At 72.8% G+C, this 19320-nt stretch carries 18 protein-coding genes and 2 pseudogenes; 7 read left to right on the forward strand and 13 right to left on the reverse strand.

The genetic code is table 11. The annotated features are described in order from the left end of the window. Positions 1-31: 31 nt before the first annotated feature. The gene (locus CCL05_RS10190; protein WP_086560194.1) at positions 32-1498 is read left to right on the forward strand and encodes a membrane-associated oxidoreductase; all 1467 of its coding nucleotides are present in this window, start codon (positions 32-34) and stop codon (positions 1496-1498) included. Here the strand turns inward: CCL05_RS10190 and CCL05_RS10195 are convergent. Both CCL05_RS10195 and CCL05_RS10200 read right to left on the reverse strand, forming a co-directional pair. Continuing rightward, positions 1485-3281 (reverse strand): bifunctional sugar phosphate isomerase/epimerase/4-hydroxyphenylpyruvate dioxygenase family protein, encoded by a 1797-nt coding sequence (locus tag CCL05_RS10195; RefSeq protein WP_086560195.1) that lies wholly within the window; start codon positions 3279-3281, stop codon positions 1485-1487. The two genes, CCL05_RS10190 and CCL05_RS10195, sit on opposite strands and share 14 nt — an antisense overlap. Positions 3282-3295: 14 nt before the next feature. Then, positions 3296-4171 carry a shikimate dehydrogenase gene (locus tag CCL05_RS10200; RefSeq protein ID WP_086560196.1) on the reverse strand — a complete coding sequence of 292 codons (876 nt, stop codon included), beginning with the start codon at positions 4169-4171 and terminating at the stop codon, positions 3296-3298. A 141-nt stretch (positions 4172-4312) separates the two neighbouring features. On the opposite strand from CCL05_RS10200, the gene CCL05_RS10205 reads away from it, so the two are divergent. Both CCL05_RS10205 and CCL05_RS10210 read left to right on the forward strand, forming a co-directional pair. After that, positions 4313-4984, forward strand: a complete 672-nt coding sequence (locus CCL05_RS10205) for a TetR/AcrR family transcriptional regulator (RefSeq protein WP_086560197.1) — start codon at positions 4313-4315, stop codon at positions 4982-4984. 186 nt (positions 4985-5170) lie between these two features. Beyond that, positions 5171-6529, forward strand: a complete 1359-nt coding sequence (locus CCL05_RS10210) for an MFS transporter (RefSeq protein WP_086560198.1) — start codon at positions 5171-5173, stop codon at positions 6527-6529. Positions 6530-6578: 49 nt separating this feature from the next. On the opposite strand, the gene CCL05_RS10215 is transcribed toward CCL05_RS10210, so the two are convergent. Further along, positions 6579-6989 carry a VOC family protein gene (locus CCL05_RS10215; RefSeq protein WP_086560199.1) on the reverse strand — a complete coding sequence of 137 codons (411 nt, stop codon included), beginning with the start codon at positions 6987-6989 and terminating at the stop codon, positions 6579-6581. A gap of 244 nt (positions 6990-7233) precedes the next feature. On the opposite strand from CCL05_RS10215, the gene CCL05_RS10220 reads away from it, so the two are divergent. Next, positions 7234-8496 (forward strand): serine hydrolase domain-containing protein, encoded by a 1263-nt coding sequence (locus tag CCL05_RS10220; protein ID WP_086560200.1) that lies wholly within the window; start codon positions 7234-7236, stop codon positions 8494-8496. A 136-nt stretch (positions 8497-8632) separates the two neighbouring features. On the opposite strand, the pseudogene CCL05_RS10225 reads toward CCL05_RS10220, so the two are convergent. From CCL05_RS10225 to ribA, 3 genes and pseudogenes are all read right to left on the reverse strand, one after another. Continuing rightward, positions 8633-9157, reverse strand: a pseudogene (locus tag CCL05_RS10225) (saccharopine dehydrogenase NADP-binding domain-containing protein); the annotation flags it as partial. Further along, the gene (locus CCL05_RS10230) at positions 9147-10208 is read right to left on the reverse strand and encodes a saccharopine dehydrogenase (protein WP_086560201.1); all 1062 of its coding nucleotides are present in this window, start codon (positions 10206-10208) and stop codon (positions 9147-9149) included. The gene CCL05_RS10230 and the pseudogene CCL05_RS10225, both read right to left, overlap by 11 nt. Positions 10209-10355: 147 nt before the next feature. Beyond that, complete coding sequence (gene ribA / locus CCL05_RS10235; RefSeq protein ID WP_086560202.1) at positions 10356-11015, reverse strand: GTP cyclohydrolase II; 660 nt, start codon at positions 11013-11015, stop codon at positions 10356-10358. A 41-nt stretch (positions 11016-11056) separates the two neighbouring features. Here ribA and CCL05_RS10240 point away from each other — a divergent pair. Next, positions 11057-11779, forward strand: a pseudogene (locus CCL05_RS10240) (creatininase family protein); the annotation flags it as partial. Here the strand turns inward: CCL05_RS10240 and CCL05_RS46035 are convergent. The 5 genes from CCL05_RS46035 to CCL05_RS10265 all read right to left on the reverse strand — a co-directional run bounded on the left by CCL05_RS46035 (position 11662) and on the right by CCL05_RS10265 (position 16972). Then, positions 11662-12972 carry a lysylphosphatidylglycerol synthase transmembrane domain-containing protein gene (locus CCL05_RS46035; RefSeq protein WP_086560204.1) on the reverse strand — a complete coding sequence of 437 codons (1311 nt, stop codon included), beginning with the start codon at positions 12970-12972 and terminating at the stop codon, positions 11662-11664. The pseudogene CCL05_RS10240 and the gene CCL05_RS46035 overlap by 118 nt on opposite strands. Then, on the reverse strand, positions 12969-13928 hold the full coding sequence (locus tag CCL05_RS10250) for a class I SAM-dependent methyltransferase (protein WP_208641445.1): 960 nt from the start codon (positions 13926-13928) through the stop codon (positions 12969-12971). The genes CCL05_RS46035 and CCL05_RS10250 overlap by 4 nt, the downstream gene beginning before the upstream one ends. A gap of 350 nt (positions 13929-14278) precedes the next feature. After that, the gene (locus CCL05_RS10255; RefSeq protein ID WP_086560205.1) at positions 14279-15484 is read right to left on the reverse strand and encodes a glycosyltransferase family 4 protein; all 1206 of its coding nucleotides are present in this window, start codon (positions 15482-15484) and stop codon (positions 14279-14281) included. Then, a complete protein-coding gene (locus CCL05_RS10260; RefSeq protein WP_010043117.1) occupies positions 15481-15879 on the reverse strand; it encodes a 6-pyruvoyl trahydropterin synthase family protein in 399 nt (132 codons plus the stop codon). Before CCL05_RS10260 ends, CCL05_RS10255 begins: the two co-directional genes overlap by 4 nt. A 112-nt stretch (positions 15880-15991) precedes the next feature. After that, positions 15992-16972, reverse strand: a complete 981-nt coding sequence (locus tag CCL05_RS10265) for a zinc-dependent alcohol dehydrogenase (protein ID WP_086560206.1) — start codon at positions 16970-16972, stop codon at positions 15992-15994. 108 nt (positions 16973-17080) lie between these two features. On the opposite strand from CCL05_RS10265, the gene CCL05_RS10270 reads away from it, so the two are divergent. After that, positions 17081-17842: a CDP-alcohol phosphatidyltransferase family protein gene (locus CCL05_RS10270; RefSeq protein WP_086560207.1), complete on the forward strand. Its 762-nt coding sequence runs from the start codon at positions 17081-17083 to the stop codon at positions 17840-17842. Between the two features lie 12 nt (positions 17843-17854). Here CCL05_RS10270 and CCL05_RS10275 read toward each other — a convergent pair whose 3' ends face one another. After that, entirely contained in the window at positions 17855-18238 is a 384-nt protein-coding gene (locus tag CCL05_RS10275) for a winged helix-turn-helix transcriptional regulator (RefSeq protein ID WP_086560208.1), read from the reverse strand. 122 nt (positions 18239-18360) lie between these two features. On the opposite strand from CCL05_RS10275, the gene CCL05_RS10280 reads away from it, so the two are divergent. Next, positions 18361-18762, forward strand: a complete 402-nt coding sequence (locus CCL05_RS10280; RefSeq protein ID WP_086560209.1) for a RidA family protein — start codon at positions 18361-18363, stop codon at positions 18760-18762. Positions 18763-18804: 42 nt separating this feature from the next. On the opposite strand, the gene CCL05_RS10285 is transcribed toward CCL05_RS10280, so the two are convergent. Continuing rightward, complete coding sequence (locus CCL05_RS10285; protein WP_086560210.1) at positions 18805-19260, reverse strand: SRPBCC family protein; 456 nt, start codon at positions 19258-19260, stop codon at positions 18805-18807. Positions 19261-19320: the final 60 nt, after the last annotated feature.

Here is a 19320-nt window from a genome sequence, read left to right on the forward strand (position 1 = left end):
CCTCCGGCCGGGCGCGTCAGAGTCCCCGTCGATGCAGATCGACGACATGACGCCCGCCGAGGAGCGGGTGTGGCGGGCCTTTCCGCGCGGGGACGACGTGGACTTCCGGGGGTCGGCGGACGAGGACCCGGCGCGGGGCGCGGACTGGGGACCCGAACGGACCGTACGGGCGGCCGTGGTGCGGGCCCTGCTGCTGAGCGCCCCGCAGGAGGACGGGGAGACGGCCGCCCTCCGGCTGGCGGGCGCGCGGATCACGGGCGTGCTGGACCTCGAGTACGGAGAGGTCGACCATGCCGTGCGCCTCAGCGGCTGCTACTTCGAGAACGTCCCCGACCTGTACGGGGCGCGGCTGCGGCAGCTGAATCTGCGCGAATCCGCCCTGCCCGGGCTGCAGGCCGCCACCCTCCGCGTGGACGGCGTGCTGCGCATGTCGGACTGCCTGTTCGAGGGGCCCGTCCGGCTCGGCGGAGCGCAGATCTCCGGCGCGCTGTTCATGGACAGGGCCGAGATCGACGAGCGGCTCGTCGATCAGCCCGCGCTCCAGCTCAACCACGTGGCCATCGGCGACGGCCTGTCGGCGCAGGACCTGCGCGTCCGCGGCGAGGTGCGCCTGACGGGTGCCTCGGTCGCCGGGACGATCGACCTCAACCGGGCGCGGCTGGAGGCCGGCACCGGTGTGGCCGCCCTCGACGCGGAGACGCTCACGGTGGAGGGTGATGTCCTGCTGCGCGACGTGGACGTCCTCGGCTGGATCGGCCTGCGCGGCGCCCGGATCGCGGGCCGCCTCGACCTCTCCCACGCGCGGCTGGCGAACCCCGGTGACACGGCGCTGCGCGCCAGCAGTTGCACGGTAGGGGAACTCTGGCTGCGCAGGAGCCCGCCCATGACGGGCGCCCTCAACCTGCGCCGCGCCCAGCTGGACGTCCTGTTCCTCGAACCGGACGTGGTCCCCGGTGAGGTCCTGCTCAACAGCCTCGTCTACACCTCCCTCACCCCGCACGAGCCCGCCGAGCGGCGCCTGGCGATGCTGGAGCGGGACCGCGAGGGCTATGTCCCGCACGCCTACGAGCAGTTGACCGCGGCCTACCGCCGGATCGGTGACGACGACGCCGCCCGCGTCGTCCAGCTCGCCAAGCAGCGCCGCCGCCGCGGCACCCTGCCGTGGTACGGCCGGTTGTGGGGCTACGTCCAGGACGCGGCCGTCGGCTACGGCTTCCGGCCCCTGCGCGCCGCCGGCTGGCTGGTGTCCCTGCTGGTGATCGGCTCTCTGGCCTACGCGCTGCACCACCCTGAGCCGCTGAAGGCGGACGAGGCCCCGCAGTTCAACCCGGTGTTCTACACACTCGACCTGCTTCTGCCCGTGATCTCGTTCGGGCAGGAGGGCGCGTTCGCCCCCACCGACGGGTACCAGTGGCTCTCCTACGCCCTGGTGCTCACGGGCTGGATCCTCGCCACGACGGTCGTCACCGGCATCACCCGGTCGGTCAGCCGCCAGTGAGCGCCCGTGCCGTGTGCTGTGCCGCCAGCCGGACGGGGGCGTTCGCGGCGCCGTAGCCCCGGTATCCGTCGTCGCGCTGGACCAGTTCGAAGAAGACGCGGCCGACGGTGCGGGTGTAGCAGTGGCGGAAGACGCCATGGGCGTCGCGGTCGTAGAGGATGCCGAGGTCGCGGTAGGTCTCCAGCTCGCCGTCGGCGAACTCGAAGCGGGCGGCGAGATCGTCGTAGTAGTTCGCCGGGACGGGCAGCAGAGCGCCGCCGGCCTCCCGGAAGCGGCGGGCCGAGGCGACCACGTCGTCGGTGGCCAGGGCGATGTGCTGGGCGTGGACGGTGTCGTCCGTGGGCGCGGGGCCGACGGTGAGGGCGATCCGGACGCTGCCGTCGGCGTTGGTCACGGCACGGCTGCGCAGCAGCCCGTAGGGGTCGGCGACGTCCACGCTCCCCTGGGCGTGCAGGCCGAGCACACCGTGATGGAAGAGGGCCGCCTCGTCGAAGTGGTGCCAGGGCTGGGTGAGGGCGAGATGGTCGATGCCGCGGACACCCGCGGGCACGGGTGCCGGGGCGGTGTCCTCGAAGTCGGCCCGCCAGTCGGGCAGGCCCGCACGGCCCGTGGCGCAGAAGAAGAGCTCCGTGCCGTCGGGGGCGGCGACCGCGTCGAGCGGGGCGTCCTCGGGTGCCCGGCGGCGCGGCAGGACGGGAGCCAGCAGCGCCTCGGCACGCCGGGCCGCCGCGGCCGGATCCGGTGACTCCAGCCCGATGGCGGCGAGCTGAGTGCCGTCCCGGCGGACCGCCGGCCCGGTGTTGACGAGGATCCGGGCGTCCCCCTGCTCCCACAGGGCGACGGGCTTGCCGCGATGACGGGCGGTGCGGGCGAAGCCCAGGGCGCCGAGCAGGGCGGTGAGGGGTTCGGCGTCGGGCGTGACCAGCTCGGCGAAGGCGACGCCGGTGGGGACGACGGGCTCGGGCAGGGCGGCCCGGCCCACCGTCTCCTGAAGGACCAGCAGGGAACGCCGGGCGTCGACGGCGGTCGGACCGGCCTCGGCCTGCCGGAAGACGTCGTTGAAGACCTCCAGGGAGAGCGGCCCGTCGTAACCGGTGCGCAGCACGTGCCGCAGCAGACCGGCGACGTCGAAGCCGCCCTGGCCGGGGAAGCAGCGGTAGTGGCGGCTCCACTGGAGGACGTCCATGGCGAGCAGCGGGGCGTCGGCGAGCTGGAGGAAGAAGATCTTCTCGCCGGGGATGTTCCCGATGCCCTCGGGGTCCGAGCCGCGCGAGAGGATGTGGAAGCTGTCCAGGCAGGTGCCGAGTGCGGGATGCCCGGCCGACTCGACGATGCGCCAGGCGTGGTCGTAGGTGCTGACGTGCCGCCCCCAGGCGAGCGCCTCGTAGGCCACCCGGACGCCGAACTCCTGGGCGAGGTCGGCGAGCCGGCTCAGCTGCCCGGCGGCGAGGGCGTCGTCGTCCAGGGCCCGCGGTGAGACGCTGGAGCAGACGAGGACCGTGTCGGCGCCGAGCCCGCGCATCAGCTCGAACTTGTGCCGGGCCCGCCGCAGGTTCCGGGCGAACTCGTCCTCGGGGACGGCCTCGATGTCCCGCATCGGCTGGTACAGGTCGACGGAGAGGCCGAGGTCGGCGCAGCGAGCGCGGATCTCCTCGGGGGTGAGGGGGCTGGCCAGCAGGTCGTTCTCGAAGATCTCCACCCCGTCGAAACCGGCCCGGGCGGCGGCCGCGAGCTTCTCGGTGAGGGACCCGCTGAGGGAGACGGTGGCGATGGACGAACGCACGTCGGTACCTCTTTCTAGTTGCGTGCCCCGACGGCTCCGGCCAGTTCGGTCAGGTCCGCCAGCATCCGCGCGGCGTCGGGTTCCCGGCCGGTGAACAGGCGGAACGCGTCGGCCGCCTGGAAGGCGGCCATACCGCCGCCGTCGAGGGTGGCGCAGCCCAGCGCGCGGGCGGTGCGCAGCAGTTCGGTCTCCAGCGGGCGGTAGACCACCTCGGCGACCCACAGCCCGGGGTGGAGCAGCTCGGCGGGCAGGGGCAGGCCGGGGTGGGCCGCCATGCCGGTGGGCGTGGCGTGGACGATGCCGTCGGCGTGCGCGAGCAGCCGCGCCTGCCGGTCCGGGGTCGCGGCGGCCGCACGGCCCGGGCCGAAGGCGCGGTTCAGGGAGTCGGCCAGGGTTGCGGCGCGTTCGGGCAGGGCGTCGACGACGGTCACCCGCTCGGCGCCGAGGGTGAGCGTGGCGTGCGCGACGGCCGCGCCCGCGCCGCCGGCGCCCAGCTGCACGACCCGCTCCAGCCGCGCGTCGGGCAGCCCGCGTGCGAAGGACGCGGCGAAACCGGTGACGTCCGTGTTGTGGCCGACCGCGCGGCCGTCCTCGAAGACGACGGTGTTGACCGCGCCCAGCGCCTCGGCCTGCGGGTCGAGCGCGTCCAGGTGCTCGATGACGAGCTGCTTGCAGGGGTGCGTGATGTTGAGCCCGTCGAACCCGAGGTCGCGGGCGGCCCGCACCAGATCGCCCACCGCCTCGGGCGGCACCCCGAGCGGGTCGATGTCGATCAGCCGGTACAGCAGGCGCAGGCCCTGCCGGTCGCCCTCCCGCTCGTGCAGCGCCGGGCTGAGTGACGGGCCGATGCCGGAACCGATCAGTCCGACGAGATACGAGTCCTTGGGCACACGGGCCTCCCGAGCGGCTCACGAATGTACGAACTAGTACGTTAGCTATATCAGCCGAGCTCGACCACGGGAAGCCCCCGGCGGGACGAGGGCCCTGCTCCTAGAATCACCGGCACCGGCCCCTCCGCCCGAAGGAACCTGATGACCAGCGTCGAAGAACCGGCACGTCCTGGCGAGCGCGAGCGCGTCCGTGACGCCGCCCGCACCCAGGCCGAGATCCTCGACGTCGCCACGCAGGAGTTCGCCCGGGCCGGCTACGACGGGGCCCGGGTGGACGAGATCGCCGCCCGCACCCGCACCACGAAGCGGATGATCTACTACTACTTCGGCGGCAAGGAACAGCTGTTCACGGCCGTCCTGGAGCGGGCCTACGGCGTGATCCGGGAGGCCGAGCAGCAGCTCGACGTCGAGCACCTGGACCCGGTGGCGGCCATCCGGCGGCTGGCCGAGGTGACCTTCGACCACCACGAGCAGCACCCGGACTTCATCCGCCTGGTCAGCATCGAGAACATCCACGAGGCACAGCACATCGCCGCCTCCGAGAAGCTGGGGCGGATCGGCTCCCCCGCCCTGGACGTGATCCGCCGCATCCTGGAGGAAGGCCGCAGGTCAGGTCTGTTCACGGCGGACGTCGACGCCGTCGACCTGCACGCGATGATCTCCTCCTTCTGCTTCTTCCGGGTCTCCAACCGGCACACCTTCGGCGCGCTGTTCGGCCGCGACCTGGTCGCCCCGGCGCAGCGGGCGCACTACCGCACGATGCTGGGCGACATGGTGATCGCGTATCTGACGGCGGAGCGAGCGGCGGACTGAACGTCCGGCACCGACGGCCGGTGCATGACCCCTTGACACCGACGGCACACGGGCGCAGCATCCCTAGCCACCGCCTACTAACTACCCAGTGGGTTAATTAGAGCCGCGATCCGGCACTTCCCCTTCCCCCCTTCGCTCGTCCCTCTGTTCACTCCGCCTAGGGTGGAGCCCCCCAAAGGAGCCGCCGTGTCCGTCCCCGCCATGCCCAAAGGGGCCGCAGCCCCGCCCGGTCAGCCCAGGAAAGCCGCGACCGCCGCCTGGATCGGCAGCGCGCTGGAGTACTACGACTTCTTCATCTACGGCAGCGCCGCCGCGCTGATCTTCCCCGAGGTGTTCTTCGACGAGTCCGACCCGGCCACCGCGACGCTGCTGTCGCTGGCCACATTCGGTGTCGCGTACGCCGCCCGCCCGGTCGGCGCCCTGGTCCTCGGGCACTTCGGCGACAAACTCGGCCGCAAGAAGATCATGGTCTTCACGCTGATGCTGATGGGCCTGTCGACGTTCCTCATCGGCTGTCTGCCGACCCGGGACCAGGTCGGCACGCTCGCCCCGGTCCTGCTGGTGCTGTGCCGGGTGCTCCAGGGCATCTCGGCGGCGGGCGAACAGGCCAGCGCCAACTCCATGACGCTGGAACACGCGCCGCCGGACCGGCGCGGCTTCTTCACCAGCTTCACCCTCAGCGGCACGCAGGGCGGCCAGCTGCTGGCCACGCTGGTCTTCATCCCGGTCGCCGCGCTGCCCGAGGACCAGTTGCTGTCCTGGGGCTGGCGGGTGCCGTTCTGGCTGAGCGTCGTGGTCGCCGTCGTCGGCTGGGTCATCCGGCGCAGGCTGGACGAGACCCCGGCCTTCGCCCAGCAGGCCGCCGAGGAGGGCGTCGTCAAGCTGCCGCTGGTCGTGCTGCTGCGCGAGCACTGGGCGGACGTGCTGCGGGTGATCGCCGGCGCGCTCATCGCCTCGGTCAGCACCATCTTCACGGTGTGGGCACTGGCGTACGCCACGAGCGACGCGGTCGGCATGTCGCGTACCGCCATGCTGTGGGTGGGGGCCCTGGCCAACGTCGTGGCGCTCGCCGCGATCCCGCTGTGGGCCACGCTGTCCGACCGGATCGGCCGCCGCCCGGTGTACCTGATCGGCGCGGCCGGCAGCGCGGTGACGATGTTCCTGTACCTGTGGGCCGTCTCCACGGGCTCGTACCTGCTGACGTACCTGCTGGGCATCCTCTGCTTCGGCGTGGTCTACAGCGCCGCGAACGGTGTGTGGCCCGCCTTCTACGGCGAGATGTTCACGACCCGGGTCCGGCTGTCCGGCGTGGCCATCGGCACGCAGATCGGCTTCGCGGCGGCCGGCTTCGCGGTGACGTTCGCCGCGCGGATCGCCGGGCCGGGCGGCGACGACTGGTCGGCGGTGGCCCTGTTCACGGCGGCCCTGTGCGTGCCGCCGGTCATCGCCGCGCTGTCGGCCCGCGAGACGCACCGGGTTCCTACGGAGGCGCTGGGGGAACGCCCGGCGCGGGCGACCGCGGAGCCGGAGAAGGTGACGGCCTGAGCCCGCACACCACGCCCCGCCGTGTCCTCGCGGGCCCGGCGGGGTCTCGTCAGCTGTTGGACCAGGCCCTGCGGCACAGCACCAGGCGATAGCCGTCGGGGTCCTCGATGGTGACGCCCCATTCGTTCCAGTAGGGGTTGGGGGAGGTGACCCGCTTGCCGCCGTGCCGCTCCAGGCGGGCGACCAGGTCGTCCGGGACCGGGTCGTCGGCGTAGACGACCAGCAGGTCCTCCTCGGTGGGGCGGGGCTCCACCGGCCGGGCGGGCTCGTGCACGAGCTCCAGATGCCAGTCGGCGTCGGGCCAGCCCAGCATCAGCAGGTCGTGGTGGCCCGCTTCGGAGCCGCCCTCGGACCGCCACACGACACTCAGCCCGAGCCCCTCGCTCCAGAACCGCTCGGCCGCCGCGAGATCGCGGGAGGGACGGGCGATCCGGATGTGGCTGCGACCGTTCACGGGCATGGCGACCTCTTCTCGTGGCGTGCTGGTCTGCGGCGGCGATCCGCCTCCCAGCCTAGGGAGCCGGCCGCCGCCCGGCATCGGCCATCGGTCCTGCGCCCGGGAACCTGGGCCTCGGTGTGCACGAGTTGGCTCAGGTCCCCGTTCCTGTGTGATCAGGAATGGTTCCTGCACGAGGATGGGGTCTGAGGCGGTCCGGTCGGGGTATGCCGGATCTCACCTCGACGAGCGCGACGGAGGACGATCGATGGCACAGCTGCGACAAGATGTCGACCCGGATGAGGCCGGACTGGACCCGGAGGCGCTGGGCCGCCTGGACCGGCACTTCGCGGGTCTCGTCGAGGAGGGCCGGCTGCCGGGCTTCCTCGTGTCCGTCGCGCGGGGTGGACGCGTCGCCCACCTCACGACGCACGGCCTGCGCGACATCGCGGCCGGGCAGCCCGTCGAGCCGGACACGCTGTGGCGGGTCTACTCCATGACGAAACCGGTCACCGCGGTCGCCGCGCTGCTGCTGGTCGAGGAGGGCCGGCTGTCACTGGACGACCCGGTCGCCGACCACCTGCCGGCCTTCGCCGACCCCCGGGTCTACGTCGAGGGCTCCGGGGCCGACGTCAGAACCCGCCCGGCCACCGGCCCGATACTCGTCCGGCACCTGATGACCCACACCTCGGGCCTGACCTTCGGCTTCTACCACACCCACCCGGTGGACGCCCTGTACCGCGAGGCCGGCCTGGAGTCGTCGGTGCGGCCGGGCGCGGACCTGGCCGCGACGATCGAGGTGTACGCGAGCCTGCCGTTGCAGTTCGAGCCGGGCACGCAGTGGAACTACTCGGTGGCGAGCAACGTCCTGGGCCGGATCATCGAGGTCGTCTCGGGGCAGCCGCTCGACGTGTTCTGCGCCGAGCGGATCTTCCGTCCGCTCGGCATGACGGACGCGGGGTTCCACGTCACGGACGAGCAGGCGCCCCGGCTCTCCGAGATGTACGGGGAGAAGGAGGGCGGCGGCATCGAGCGGATCGCCGGGCTGCCGCTGCGGGGCGGCCGGCCGCGGTTCCTGTCCGGCAGTGGCGGCATGGTGGCCTCCGCCCACGACTACCACCGCTTCATGGAGGTGCTGCGCCGCCGGGGCGAGCTCGACGGCGTCCGGCTGCTCGCCCCTGAGACGGTGGACCTGATGACCCGCAACCATCTGCCCGGCGGCGCCGATCTGCGTGCCTTCGGCAGCCGCCCGGCCCACGACGAGCCCGGCAACGAGGGCGTCGGCTTCGGGCTCAACGTCTCCGTGGTGATCGACCCGTCCCGCACCCAGGCGCCCTCCGGGCTCGGCGCCTACGGCTGGAGCGGCGTGGCCACGACGACGTTCTGGGTCGACCCGGGCCGCGACCTGACGGTGCAGTTCATGACGCAGCTGCGGCCCAGGACGTCCCACACGGTGTTCCGCGACCTCAAGCGGTTCGTCCACGAGGCCGTGTCGGGCCGACCCGCCCCTGCCGGTCGACGCGGAGTGTGAACTCGACGCCGTCCCGCGCCAGTTCCCGCAACCACTGCTCGGACCGGGCCGCCGTCCCGGCGGCCCTGGTTCAGGCCCGGCGGCAGCGAGCCGTCCAGGACGTGACGAGGTCGCGGTTCGAAGGTCTCCCCGTAGTGAAGTCGTTCGGGACGGCCGGGACGCCGCCGCAGTACGACGTGAGGGTGTACGAGGCGGGCGTCTCGTCGCCGATGGCCTCCCGGACGGGGGCGACGACGGCGTGGGCGAAGAGGTGGTCGATGCCCGGGTCGAGCCCGGCCTCGGTGAGGACGACGACCCCGGCCCTCTCCGCGGCGGGCACCTGGTCGAGGACCGCCGGGGACACATAGCTGGAGCAGGCGAAGTGCGCCCCGCGCCGGACGCACTCGGCGAGCAGCGGCGCGTGCTCCGGCGCGGGCAGCATGGACACCACGACGTCGCCGGGCGCCAGTTCGGCGGCGAGGGCGGGCAGGGTGTAGGCGCGGGGCTCGGCCCGTCCGGCGAGACCGAGCCGGTCGAGGGCGCCGGCCGCGCGGCTCTCGGTGCGGTGTCAGAGCCGTACGCGCTCGGCGGTGTCGCACAGCGCCGCCAGACCGCTGCCCGTGGACAGACCGGCGCCGATCCAGTGGACGGTACCGCTCGTGCACAACAGGTCAGTGGTCATGGATCTCCCCGTGGTCCAGGCCGTGTTCACGGCAGGCCTGACGGAACCGCTCCAGACAGCGGCCCCAGGGCCCGGTGACGCCGAAGTCGAGCAGGTGGGGCAGGAGGGCGGCGGAGAAGTCGGCGCTGGACTCCAGCGGCAGCAGGGAGGGCAGGTTGTCGATGGCGATCAGGTCGAGCGGGGGCCGCGCGCGCAGCCGGCGGACGGGCGCGTCCCAGTCGGTGGTCTCGTCGTACACCGGGAGGACGTTGAGCGGGGAGCCGACGTCGCACGTCACGTCGCACAGGGTGCGCAGCCGGCGCTCCGGGGTGTCGAGGTCCTGCTCGCGGAGGAAGGGCGGGACCGGGCTGGTGGCGAGCACCGCGTTCACCATCACGTCGTGCTCCAGCAGGGCGCGGCGGTCCAGGTCGCGGGTCTCGGCGAGGTCCCAGCACGTCGGATCCGTACCAGCGGTGGCGAAGGCCGTCCGGGCACCGCGGCCGCTGCGTCCCAGGGCACCGATGACCAGGCCGGTGAACTCGGCGTCGTCCGCGGCGGGCTTCAGCGTCTCGTCCAGTGCCGCCTTCGTCGTGGGCGTCAGCGGTGCCCGCAGCCGGCCGCGGTGCTGGAGCACCGCGAGGGCCGCGCCCAGGTAGCCGGCCCAGAACCCGAACGCTGCCAGGCGCCGCCCGGTGTCGTCGACCAGGTACTCCAGGTCGAACAGCGCCCCGCCCCCGGCGGCGAACCGGCGCAGCAGGCCGGCCGCCCCGGGCTGTCCCTTGTAGGCGTGGCCGAAGAAGATGTGCCGGTGGGTCAGTTCGGCCGGCTGGTCGGGCAGTTCCTTCAGGCCGAGCACGACGGCGTCCGGCGGGGCCGACACCCAGGAGCCCGCGGGCGCGACCCGGCAGCCGGCCGCCTCGTACTCCTCGATCGGGAAGACCCGCTGCGGGGACTCCTCGACGGTCAGTGCCACTCCGTTCCCGACGAGCCGCCGGGCGTCGTCGGGCACGACCGGCGTGCGTCGCTCGGTCGTTCGGGCCTCGTGGCGCAGCCACAGATGGAGCTCGGTCATACCAGGTGGGCCTCCGGACAGGAGGCGTCGGCCGAGAGGACCGACGCTCGAGGGACGGACGTCCACGCAGCGTACGCGGCCCGCCCGGGGGTCGCGTACGCATGCGCCCAGGTCACGTCCGGGGGAACCCGAACCTGCTCCCGCGTCTCAGGAGGAGCTGACCACCGCGTCGAGGTGGGGCAGGTGGTGGTCGAGGCGCTCCCGCTTGGTGCGCAGATAGGTGATGTTGTTCTCGCACGGCGGTATCAGCAGGGGCACCTGCTCGGCGACCTCGATGCCGTGGTCCACCAGCGCCTCGCGCTTGCGCGGGTTGTTGGACATCAGGCGGACGGACCTGACGCCCAGGTCCTCCAGGATCCGGGCGGCCACGCCGTAGTCCCGGGCGTCCACCGGCAGGCCGAGGGCCAGGTTGGCCTCGACGGTGTCCAGACCCTCCGCCTGGAGGGCCATCGCGCGCAGCTTGGCGAGCAGGCCGATGCCGCGGCCTTCATGCCCTCTGAGGTAGACCACGACACCGGCGCCCTCGGCGACGACCGCGCGCAGGGCGGCGTCGAGCTGGTCCCCGCACTCGCAGTGCTGGGAGCCGAAGGCGTCGCCGGTCAGGCACTCCGAGTGCAGCCGGATGAGCACGTCGTCCGTGCCGAGGTCGCCGTAGACCAGCGCCACTTGTTCGTCGCCGCGGTCGTGGTCCAGGTAGCCGACCGCCTGGAATTTCCCGTACACGGTGGGCAAGGGCGCATTCACGACGCGTTCCACGCCGGTCCGCTGCGGTGCCTTCTTGCCGAGTACGCCAATTTTTTCTGTCATGATTCTCGAGTTCCTAAGCAGAGACGAAAGGCCGTGACGTTATGAGTGACTTGGTGCCGGCGGACACCACGGAAGACGTACGGACGCGGGGCGCCGGTGTCTCACGGCAGGTCGCGGTGCTTCCCGTGGGGAGCTTCGAGCAGCACGGTCCGTATCTCCCGCTGGCGACCGACACGCTCGTCGCCTGTGCCGTCGCGCGGGAGATAGCCGGCGCGTACCCGGTGCACCTCCTTCCTCCGGTGACGATCTCGTGCTCGCACGAGCACGCGGCCTGGCCGGGGACCGTGAGCATCTCCTCGGTGACCCTTCATGCGGTGGTACGGGACATAGCGGCTTCGCTGAGCCGGTCCGGCGTCGACGCCCTGGTGGTGGTCAACGGGCACGGCGGAAACTACGTACTGGGCAACGTCGTTCAGGAATCCTCCGCCCGCGGCGAGCGGATGGCGCTGTTCCCGGCCGCGGAGGACTGGGAGGCGGCGCGGGAGCGGGCGGGTGTGGTCGCCACGCTGCTCACCGACATGCACGCGGGGGAAATAGAGACCTCCATCCTTCTGCACGCTCATCCCGAAATGCTCCGACCCGGTTATGAGACATCCGATTTTGTCGCTGACGACCGGCGTCATCTGCTCACCCTCGGCATGTCCGGCTATACCGATTCCGGTGTAATCGGCCGTCCTTCGCTGGGTTCGGCGGAAAAGGGGAAGGAACTCCTGGCGAGCTTGGCGGATTCCTTCGGGGCGTATTTCTCGCTGCTGACCTCCGACGGGTAGTCGGGCACGGTCGCGGGACCGGGTCCAGGGTCCGGTGAGGCGGACCGGGACCCGGCACGCAGGCCCGCGTACCAGCGGGCGACCAGCACGATCAGGCCGGGCAGGCTCGCCACGAGGCTGAGCACCCCGTAGACGACCGCGACGGCGAGTCCCCGGCCGGCGCCCAGGCCCGCGGCGCCGAACGCCCAGGCGGTGACGCCCTCCCTCGGCCCCCAGCCGCCGACGTTCAGCGGCAGGCCCATGGCCAGCAGCGCGAGGACCGCCAGCGGCACCAGTACGGCCACGGAGGCGGCGGCTCCGGCGACGCGGGCGGCGAGGACGAACATGGCGACGTAGCCCGCCAGGACGACCGCGGAGGAGACGACGACTCCGGGCCCGTTGCGGCGGGACAGCAGCCCCTCACGGGCCTCGGCGAGCATGGCGCGCAGCGCCCGGCCCCGGCGGGAGGGCGCCGCGAGGTTCATCCGCAGGGCGAGGACGACGGCGACCGCGCCGAGTGCGGCCAGGACCACGAGCGGGGCGATGTGCCGGGCCCGGTCCAGCACCGGGGACGGCATGGTCAGCAGGACCACGGCCCCGACGGCGAGCAACGCGATCTGTCCGGCGGCGCGTTCGAGGACGACGGCTTTCACGCCCCGCCGCACGTCCCCCTCGCTCTGGCCGTGCCGTACCGCCCGGTGCACGTCGCCGAGCACACCGCCGGGCAGCGCCGCGTTCAGGAACAGCGCTCGGTAGTAGTCGGCGACGGCCGGCCCGAACGGCAGCCGGATCCTGAGGCTCCGGGCCACGAGCGCCCAGCGCCACGCGCTGAACACGGTGGTGACGAGCCCGATCCCGAGCGCGAGCAGCACCGACACGGTGTCGATCCGGGCCAGCCCGTCCAGGAAGACGCCGGTGCCCAGCCGCCACAGCAGTACGCCGAGGATGACGACGCCGGCGACGGTGCCGAGATGCGTACGGACCTTGGGGGAGCCGAGGCGGGCGAGGGCGGTACGGATCGGGCGACGGGGAGACGACGCGGCGTCGGCGTCGGCCGCGTCGCCGCAGGGTGTGGCCGGCTCGGTGGACGGACCCCGGGCATCGCCGGTTTCCGGCGGCCGCTGCGTGTCGACGGGCGCCGGTCGCTCGCACACGGCCGTCGGCGCACCCGGCGGCACCGCCGTCGTTCCCGTCGCCTGCGGGCTCATGACGCTCCGCCCGCCGGGCGGTTCAGGGCCAGGAGGTCGGTGTGGTGGACGGTGACGCGCAACTGGCCTGCGGCGCAGGCGGCGAGGCGCTCGGCCAGGTAGGCGTCGGCGCGGGCGCGCAGGTCGGGGCGCTGCTCGACGGCGGCGCCGACCCAGCCGCGCAGCCACTGCTCGGTGAGCGCGGCGTGCTCGGGGCCGAGCCGCCAGGGGCTCGGATGCAGCCGGACCGTCGCGCCGTGCTCGGAGAACGCCTCGGTCGCCGCCGTCACCGCGTCGGGACCGAGCAGACCGTCCCGGCGCTGGTGGGCGTTGAACGCCTGGGCGATCTCGGAGTCCAGCGGGTGGGACGGCGTCAGCTCCACGCGGCCGGCGACGGACAGCGTCAGCAGGGCGGGGCAGCCGGCTCCGGCGCAGGCGGCGGCGAGGGCGTCGATCTCCTCGCGGGTGAGGACGTCCAGCAGTGCGGACGCCGTCACCAGGGACGCGCCGTGCAGGGCGTCCGCGGTGAGGCGGGCGACGTCGCCGCGCCGCGTCTCCACGGTGACCCGGCTGCCGTCGGCGGCGGAGCGCGGGGAGGCGACGGCGGCGAAGTGCAGCAGATAGGGGTCGCGGTCGTGCAGGATCCAGTGCTGCGCGCCGTCCAGGCAGGGGGCGAGCCAGCGGCCCATCGAGCCGGTCCCGCAGCCGAGGTCGTGGATGACGACCCCGCCGGACTTGCCCGGCAGGTTGGCGAGCCGGATACGCAGGGGGTCGAGCAGATCGTGCGCCCGCGCGGCGGCATCGGCCGGCTCCCGCAACTGAAGCCACTCGGGCGCGTAACGGGGCGGATCGTCCGGGCCCGCCTCACGCAGTTTCACGGTGGGCCGCGCGCCGGGATTCCCACTGGGGCCGGCCCCCGGGATGACCGCGTCCGCGGCCTGCCCCGGCCGGCCGCTGCGGGCCGAGCCGACGACCACGGCGTCCGCCGCTCCGGCAGCCGGCCCGCCGGAGCCCACGCCCCCAGCCACGGCGTCCGCCGACCGGACGTCCTGCCCGCCGGGACCCACGTCCGGCACCACCGTGCCCGCCGTCCGGGCCGACTGCCCACCGGAACCCACACCCGGCGCCACCGCCCCCGCCGACCAGGCAGACGGTACGCCGGGGCCCACGCCCGGAGCGACGGCGTCCGCCGGCCGGGCCGACGGGGCGGGCCCGGGCTTCCCGTCCGGACCCGCGCCCGGAATCACGCCGTTCATCGACTCGGCGGCCGCCCTCGGTCCGGGCTGGGCCGGGATCGTCCCGCTCTGCTGGGTCGTCACCGGGTTCGTCATGCGGCCCTCCGGGGGTCGGTCGGGAGCCGGCGCAGTACCGCCGCCAGGCTCTGTGCGGTCGCCGCCCAGCCGCCGAGGGCGGCGCGGCGGCTGCGGGCGGCGCCCTTGAGGCGACGCCGTACGTCCGCCTCGCCGAACCAGCAGCGCAGCTCCGCGGCGATGGCGGCCGGGTTCTCCGGCGGGACGAAGATGCCGGGCACCCCGCCGTCGGGGGCGCGGCCGACCGCCTCGGGCAGTCCGCCGACGTCCGTGGCCATGACCGGGATGCCACGCGCGAGTGCCTCGGTGACGGCCATGCCGTACGTCTCGGCGTAGGAGGTGAGGACCATCAGGTCGGCGGTGGCGTAACTGGCGTCCAGCGCGGCGCCCGTCTGCGCTCCCGCCAGCTCCAGCCGGTCCTGAAGGCCGTGCTCGGCGATGAGGGACCGCAGATGGGCGACGTACTCCGGGTCCTGCGTGAGACTGCCGACGCACACGCAGCTCCACGGCAGGTCTCTCACCGTGGCCAGCGCCTCCACCAGCCGGTGCTGTCCCTTGCGCGGGGTCAAGGCGGCCACGCACAGCAGCCGTGAGACACCGTCGGTGCCGGGCGCGAGCGGCGCGATGTCGGCGCCGGGGGCGGCGACGTGCACCCGCTCCGGGGGAAGGCCGTGGTGGGCGACCAGACGGCGGACCGCCCAGTCGCTGGTGGCGACCACCGCCGGCACCGCCCGCAGCACCGCCCGCTCCCTGGCGTCGAGTTCCGCGGCCACGGCCGGGTCGAGCCCGGTCTCGTCGCCGAGCGGGAGGTGGACGAGGACGACCATGCGCAACCGTTCCGCCTCCGGCACGACGATCTCCGGGACGCCGCAGGCGACCAGCCCGTCGAGCAGGACGACGGCACCGTCGGGCAAGCCGCTCAGGGTATGGGCGAGTTCCGTACGGGCCGCCGCCCCGGGCCGGGGCCAGTCACCGGCCACGGCGTGCTTGGTCACCTGCCAGCCGAAGCCGGGCAGGTCCAGGCACACGCGCCGGTCGTAGGCGTTGCCGCCGCTCGGTGTCGCCGGGTCGTCGACGCCGCCGGGCAGCACGAAGTGCACGGTGCGCAGGGACATGGGGATGATCTCGGCGTTCTTCAGGGTGGCGTGCTGCACGGGAACATAATTCAGCCGCGCGGGCACCGGTCCGCTCTGCCCGGGCCGTTCGATCGTCGTGTCGGTCACAGCGCACGCTCGTAACTCGCCCAGGCGATGTGCGACTCGTGCAGGGTGACGGTCAGCCCCGCGATGCCCTTGGCACCCTCGCCCAGCGCGCCCTTGTGGATGCGCTCGGCGAGCCGGTCGGCGATGACCTTGGCGAGAAACTCCGTGGAGGTGTTGACACCCGCGAAGTCGGGCTCGTTGTCGAGGTTGCGGTAGTTCAGCTCGCTGACCACCGCCCCGAGTTCCTGGGTCGCCAGACCGATGTCGACGACGATGTTGTCCTCGTCCAGCTGTTCGCGCCGGAACGTGGCGTCCACGAGGAACGTGGCCCCGTGCAGGCGCTGCGCCGGTCCGAAGACCTCGCCACGGAAGCTGTGGGCGATCATGATGTGATCGCGGACGGTGATGCTGAACAACGGACGACCCTCCAGGTGCGGCGCGTCTGCTCCCCCGCGCATGTGCCGGGGATGCCGTGTATTACGGCTCCTTCCCTTCCCCTGTTCAGCCTCCGGTACGTCTTTTCTCAGGTCAGGCGCTCTGGTCGTAGCGGACGCGGTGGCACAGGGCGGGGATCTCGCCGGAGGCGAGCTTCGGCAGCACGTCCGGCAGGTCCTCGAAGGCGGACTCGCCGGTGACGAGGGCGTCGAGGGCCGGGTCGGCGAGCAGGTCGAGGGCGAGGGCGAGCCGGTCGGCGTAGGTGCGGTTCGGCCGGGCCGGGGAGACGGTGCCGACCTGACTGGAGCGGATGACGAGCCGCCGGGAGTGGAAGGCCTCGCCGAGCGGCAGGCTCACCTGCCGGTCGCCGTACCAGCTCAGTTCGAGCACGGTCCCTTCGGCGGTCAGGAGTTCCAGGGACCTGGCGAGGCCCTGCTCGGTGGCGCTGGCGTGGACGACCAGGTCGCAGTCACCGAGGGCGTCCTGCGGGAAGGCGAAGCCGACGCCCAGGGCCTTGGCGATCTCGGCCCGGCCCGGGTCGGCGTCGACCAACTGGACGCGGACGCCGGGGAACCGGGCGAGCAGCGCGGCCACCGAGGAGCCGACCATGCCCCCGCCGACCACGGCGATCCGGTCGCCGGCCAGGGGTGCGGCGTCCCACAGGGCGTTGACGGCGGTCTCCACGGTCCCCGCGAGCACGGCCCGTTCGGCCGGCACGGTGTCCGGTACGGGCGTGACGGCGCTCGCCGGGACGACGTAGCGGGTCTGGTGCGGGTAGAGGCAGAACACCGTACGGCCGACGAGGGTCTCGGGCCCCTCCTCCACCACGCCGACGTTGAGGTAGCCGTACTTCACCGGGCCGGGGAAATCGCCCTCCTGGAACGGCGCCCGCATGGCCGTGTGCTGACTCGCGGGCACGCCGCCGCGGAAGACCAGCGTCTCCGTGCCCCGGCTCACGCCGGAGAACAGCGTGCGGACCAGCACCTCGCCCTCGCCGGGGTCCGGCAGACCGACGTCCCGGATGCCGCCGTGCCCGGGCGAGTCGATCCAGAACGCACGTCCCGTGTGCTTCATCGAAGTCCTCCTGAACGATCGGGAAGCGGCTTGCGTACCGAGGGGTGCACAGGCCGCGCACAAGGTAGCGGCGTTGATCGACTCTGTCACACGGCCGGAGGGTGTTCGGTGGCCCTGAACAACACTTACGACGCGAGGCTCGTCCAGCAGGAGACCGCCGTGGGGGCGGGAGCGCAGATCCTGCTGCTGGCCCTGATCGGTACGGCGATCGGGATGGGCCCGGCGGGCTGGCTGACCGGCCTCGCGTTCGCTGTCGCCACCTGGGCGGTGCTCTCCCGGGCCCTGCACCGCTCCCGGTTGCGCTCGTTCGGCGCGGCGAACCGGGTCACCCTCGGCCGGGCCACCCTCGTCGGCGGGGTCACCGCGCTGGTCGCGGACTCCTTCCAGAGCTCGCCGCCCGTCTCGCTGTTCGTCGGCCTGACGGCGGTGGCCCTGATCCTCGACGGCGTCGACGGCAAGGTCGCCCGCCGCACGGGCACCTCGACGCCGCTGGGCGCGCGCTTCGACATGGAGGTCGACGCGTTCCTGATCCTGGTGCTGAGCGTGTACGTCTCGATGCAACTGGGTCCGTGGGTGCTGCTCATCGGCGGGATGCGGTACGTCTTCGTCGCCGCCGCCCGGGTCTGGCCCTGGCTGACGGCCGCCCTCCCGCCGAGCACCGCCCGCAAGACCGTCGCCGCGCTCCAGGGCGTGCTGCTCCTGCTGGCGGGCGCCGGCCTGCTGCCGTACGCGGCCACCTTCGGGGTCGCGGCCCTGGCCCTGGGCCTGCTGGTGTGGTCGTTCGGACGGGATGTGCTGTGGCTGTACCGGACCTCGCGGGTCGAGAAGGCCCCGGCCCCCCGGCAGGTGCGGGAACTGGTCGCGGGCTGACGCCCCGGCCGGTCAGGCGTCGAACCGGTCGCGGGCGGTCTCGATGTGCCCGAGGTACTGGTTGGTCCAGCCGCAGATCAGGTCGACCGTGGCGCGCAGGGCCCGGCCCGGTTCGGTGAGCGTGTACTCGACCTTCGGCGGCACGGTGGGGTGCACCTTCCGGTCGACCAGGCCGTTGCGCTCCAGCATCCGCAGGTTCTGCGTGAGCATCTTGTGGCTGACGCCCTCGACCTCGTTACGCAACTCGCTGAAGCGCAGGGTGCCTTCACCGAGGGCCTCGATGATCAGCAGCGCCCACTTGTTGGCCACGTCGGAGAAGATCTCCCGTGCCAGGGAGTCGGCCCGCCGCAGGTCGGCGTTCTCCGGCAGTTCGTCCCTCACCTGCTTGGTCACCATCTGGTTCCCCAGTCACTGAAAAGTGCGTTCTTCCAGGTCGCCACAGACTCTCCTACGGTTTCCGAGTAACCGCAAGAGAGCGTGACCGCGCGCTCCGCGGGAGGAACGGAAGGACGGCAACCATGACCACGATCGATGTCTACGACCACGGCATCCCGGCCGAGAACCACTTCGGCTACGCGCAGGCGATCAGGTCCGGCGATCTGATCCATGTCTCCGGACAGCTCTCGTTCGACGACGCGGGCGGCTTTGACCCCGAGGACGACGTCGCCGCTCAGCTGGCGGGGACCTACGCCAACATCGACAAGGTGCTGGCCCACTACGGCGTCACACGCCACCAGATCGTCTCCCAGACGCTGTACGTGGTGGACCTGGTGAAGAACGCCGACGCGGTGGCGGAGGGCAACCGGGCCTACTTCGGCGCCCATCGCCCGGTCAGCACGGCTCTGGGCGTCACGGAACTCACCTTCCCGGGACAGGCGGTCGAGATCAGCTGCGTGATCGACACGAAGCTGCCCGCCTGACCGGTCCCGGCGGGCAGCACTGGTCAGGCATCCGGACAGTGATCAATCCCATGGTGCCGCGAGCAGTTCCCCGAGCTTGCCGAGGCCCTGGCTCCAGCCTTCCTCGTGGAGAGCCCGGCGCCGCTCCGTGGCGAAGTCACCCTGGTCGAGGACCAGTTCGGACCGCGCGGTGTCGATGTCGTGAAGCGACAGCGTCACCACGGTCTCCCGGTCCTCGGGGTCGGGATCCTCCCAGCGGAAGGTGTACGACAGGCCCACCGGGGGCTCGACCTCGATGTACTCGCCCACCAGGTGGAACAGCTCACCTTCCGGGGGCTGCATCGCGATCCGGTAGGCACCACCCGGACGGAGGTCGCTCTCCACACTCGGGATGGTGAACCCGTCCGGCCCCCACCAGCGGGCCAGTTCCCGGGGGTCGGTCAGCTCGCGGAACACGACCGGGCACGATCCGTTCAGGGTGCGCTGCAGATGCAGTCGCAGCCGGCCGTCCTGTGTCATCGCGCATCACCTCCCACCGAAGGTGCCGGGCATGACCACCGTGCCCAGTCTACGTTTCCC

This window comes from Streptomyces africanus, from assembly GCF_002150735.1.
In the GTDB taxonomy this organism is placed as follows: Bacteria; Actinomycetota; Actinomycetes; order Streptomycetales; family Streptomycetaceae; genus Streptomyces; species Streptomyces africanus.

What these genes read in the sequence shown, in the direction of transcription:
- CCL05_RS10190 (WP_086560194.1), top strand. Translation starts at nt 32, where the DNA reads ATGCAGATCGACGACATGACGCCCGCCGAGGAGCGGGTGTGGCGGGCC.
- CCL05_RS10205 (WP_086560197.1), top strand. Translation starts at nt 4,313, where the DNA reads ATGACCAGCGTCGAAGAACCGGCACGTCCTGGCGAGCGCGAGCGCGTC.
- CCL05_RS10215 (WP_086560199.1), bottom strand. Translation starts at nt 6,989, where the DNA reads ATGCCCGTGAACGGTCGCAGCCACATCCGGATCGCCCGTCCCTCCCGC.
- CCL05_RS10220 (WP_086560200.1), top strand. Translation starts at nt 7,234, where the DNA reads ATGGCACAGCTGCGACAAGATGTCGACCCGGATGAGGCCGGACTGGAC.
- CCL05_RS10230 (WP_086560201.1), bottom strand. Translation starts at nt 10,208, where the DNA reads ATGACCGAGCTCCATCTGTGGCTGCGCCACGAGGCCCGAACGACCGAG.
- ribA (WP_086560202.1), bottom strand. Translation starts at nt 11,015, where the DNA reads ATGACAGAAAAAATTGGCGTACTCGGCAAGAAGGCACCGCAGCGGACC.
- CCL05_RS46035 (WP_086560204.1), bottom strand. Translation starts at nt 12,972, where the DNA reads ATGAGCCCGCAGGCGACGGGAACGACGGCGGTGCCGCCGGGTGCGCCG.
- CCL05_RS10265 (WP_086560206.1), bottom strand. Translation starts at nt 16,972, where the DNA reads ATGAAGCACACGGGACGTGCGTTCTGGATCGACTCGCCCGGGCACGGC.
- CCL05_RS10275 (WP_086560208.1), bottom strand. Translation starts at nt 18,238, where the DNA reads ATGGTGACCAAGCAGGTGAGGGACGAACTGCCGGAGAACGCCGACCTG.
- CCL05_RS10280 (WP_086560209.1), top strand. Translation starts at nt 18,361, where the DNA reads ATGACCACGATCGATGTCTACGACCACGGCATCCCGGCCGAGAACCAC.
- CCL05_RS10285 (WP_086560210.1), bottom strand. Translation starts at nt 19,260, where the DNA reads ATGACACAGGACGGCCGGCTGCGACTGCATCTGCAGCGCACCCTGAAC.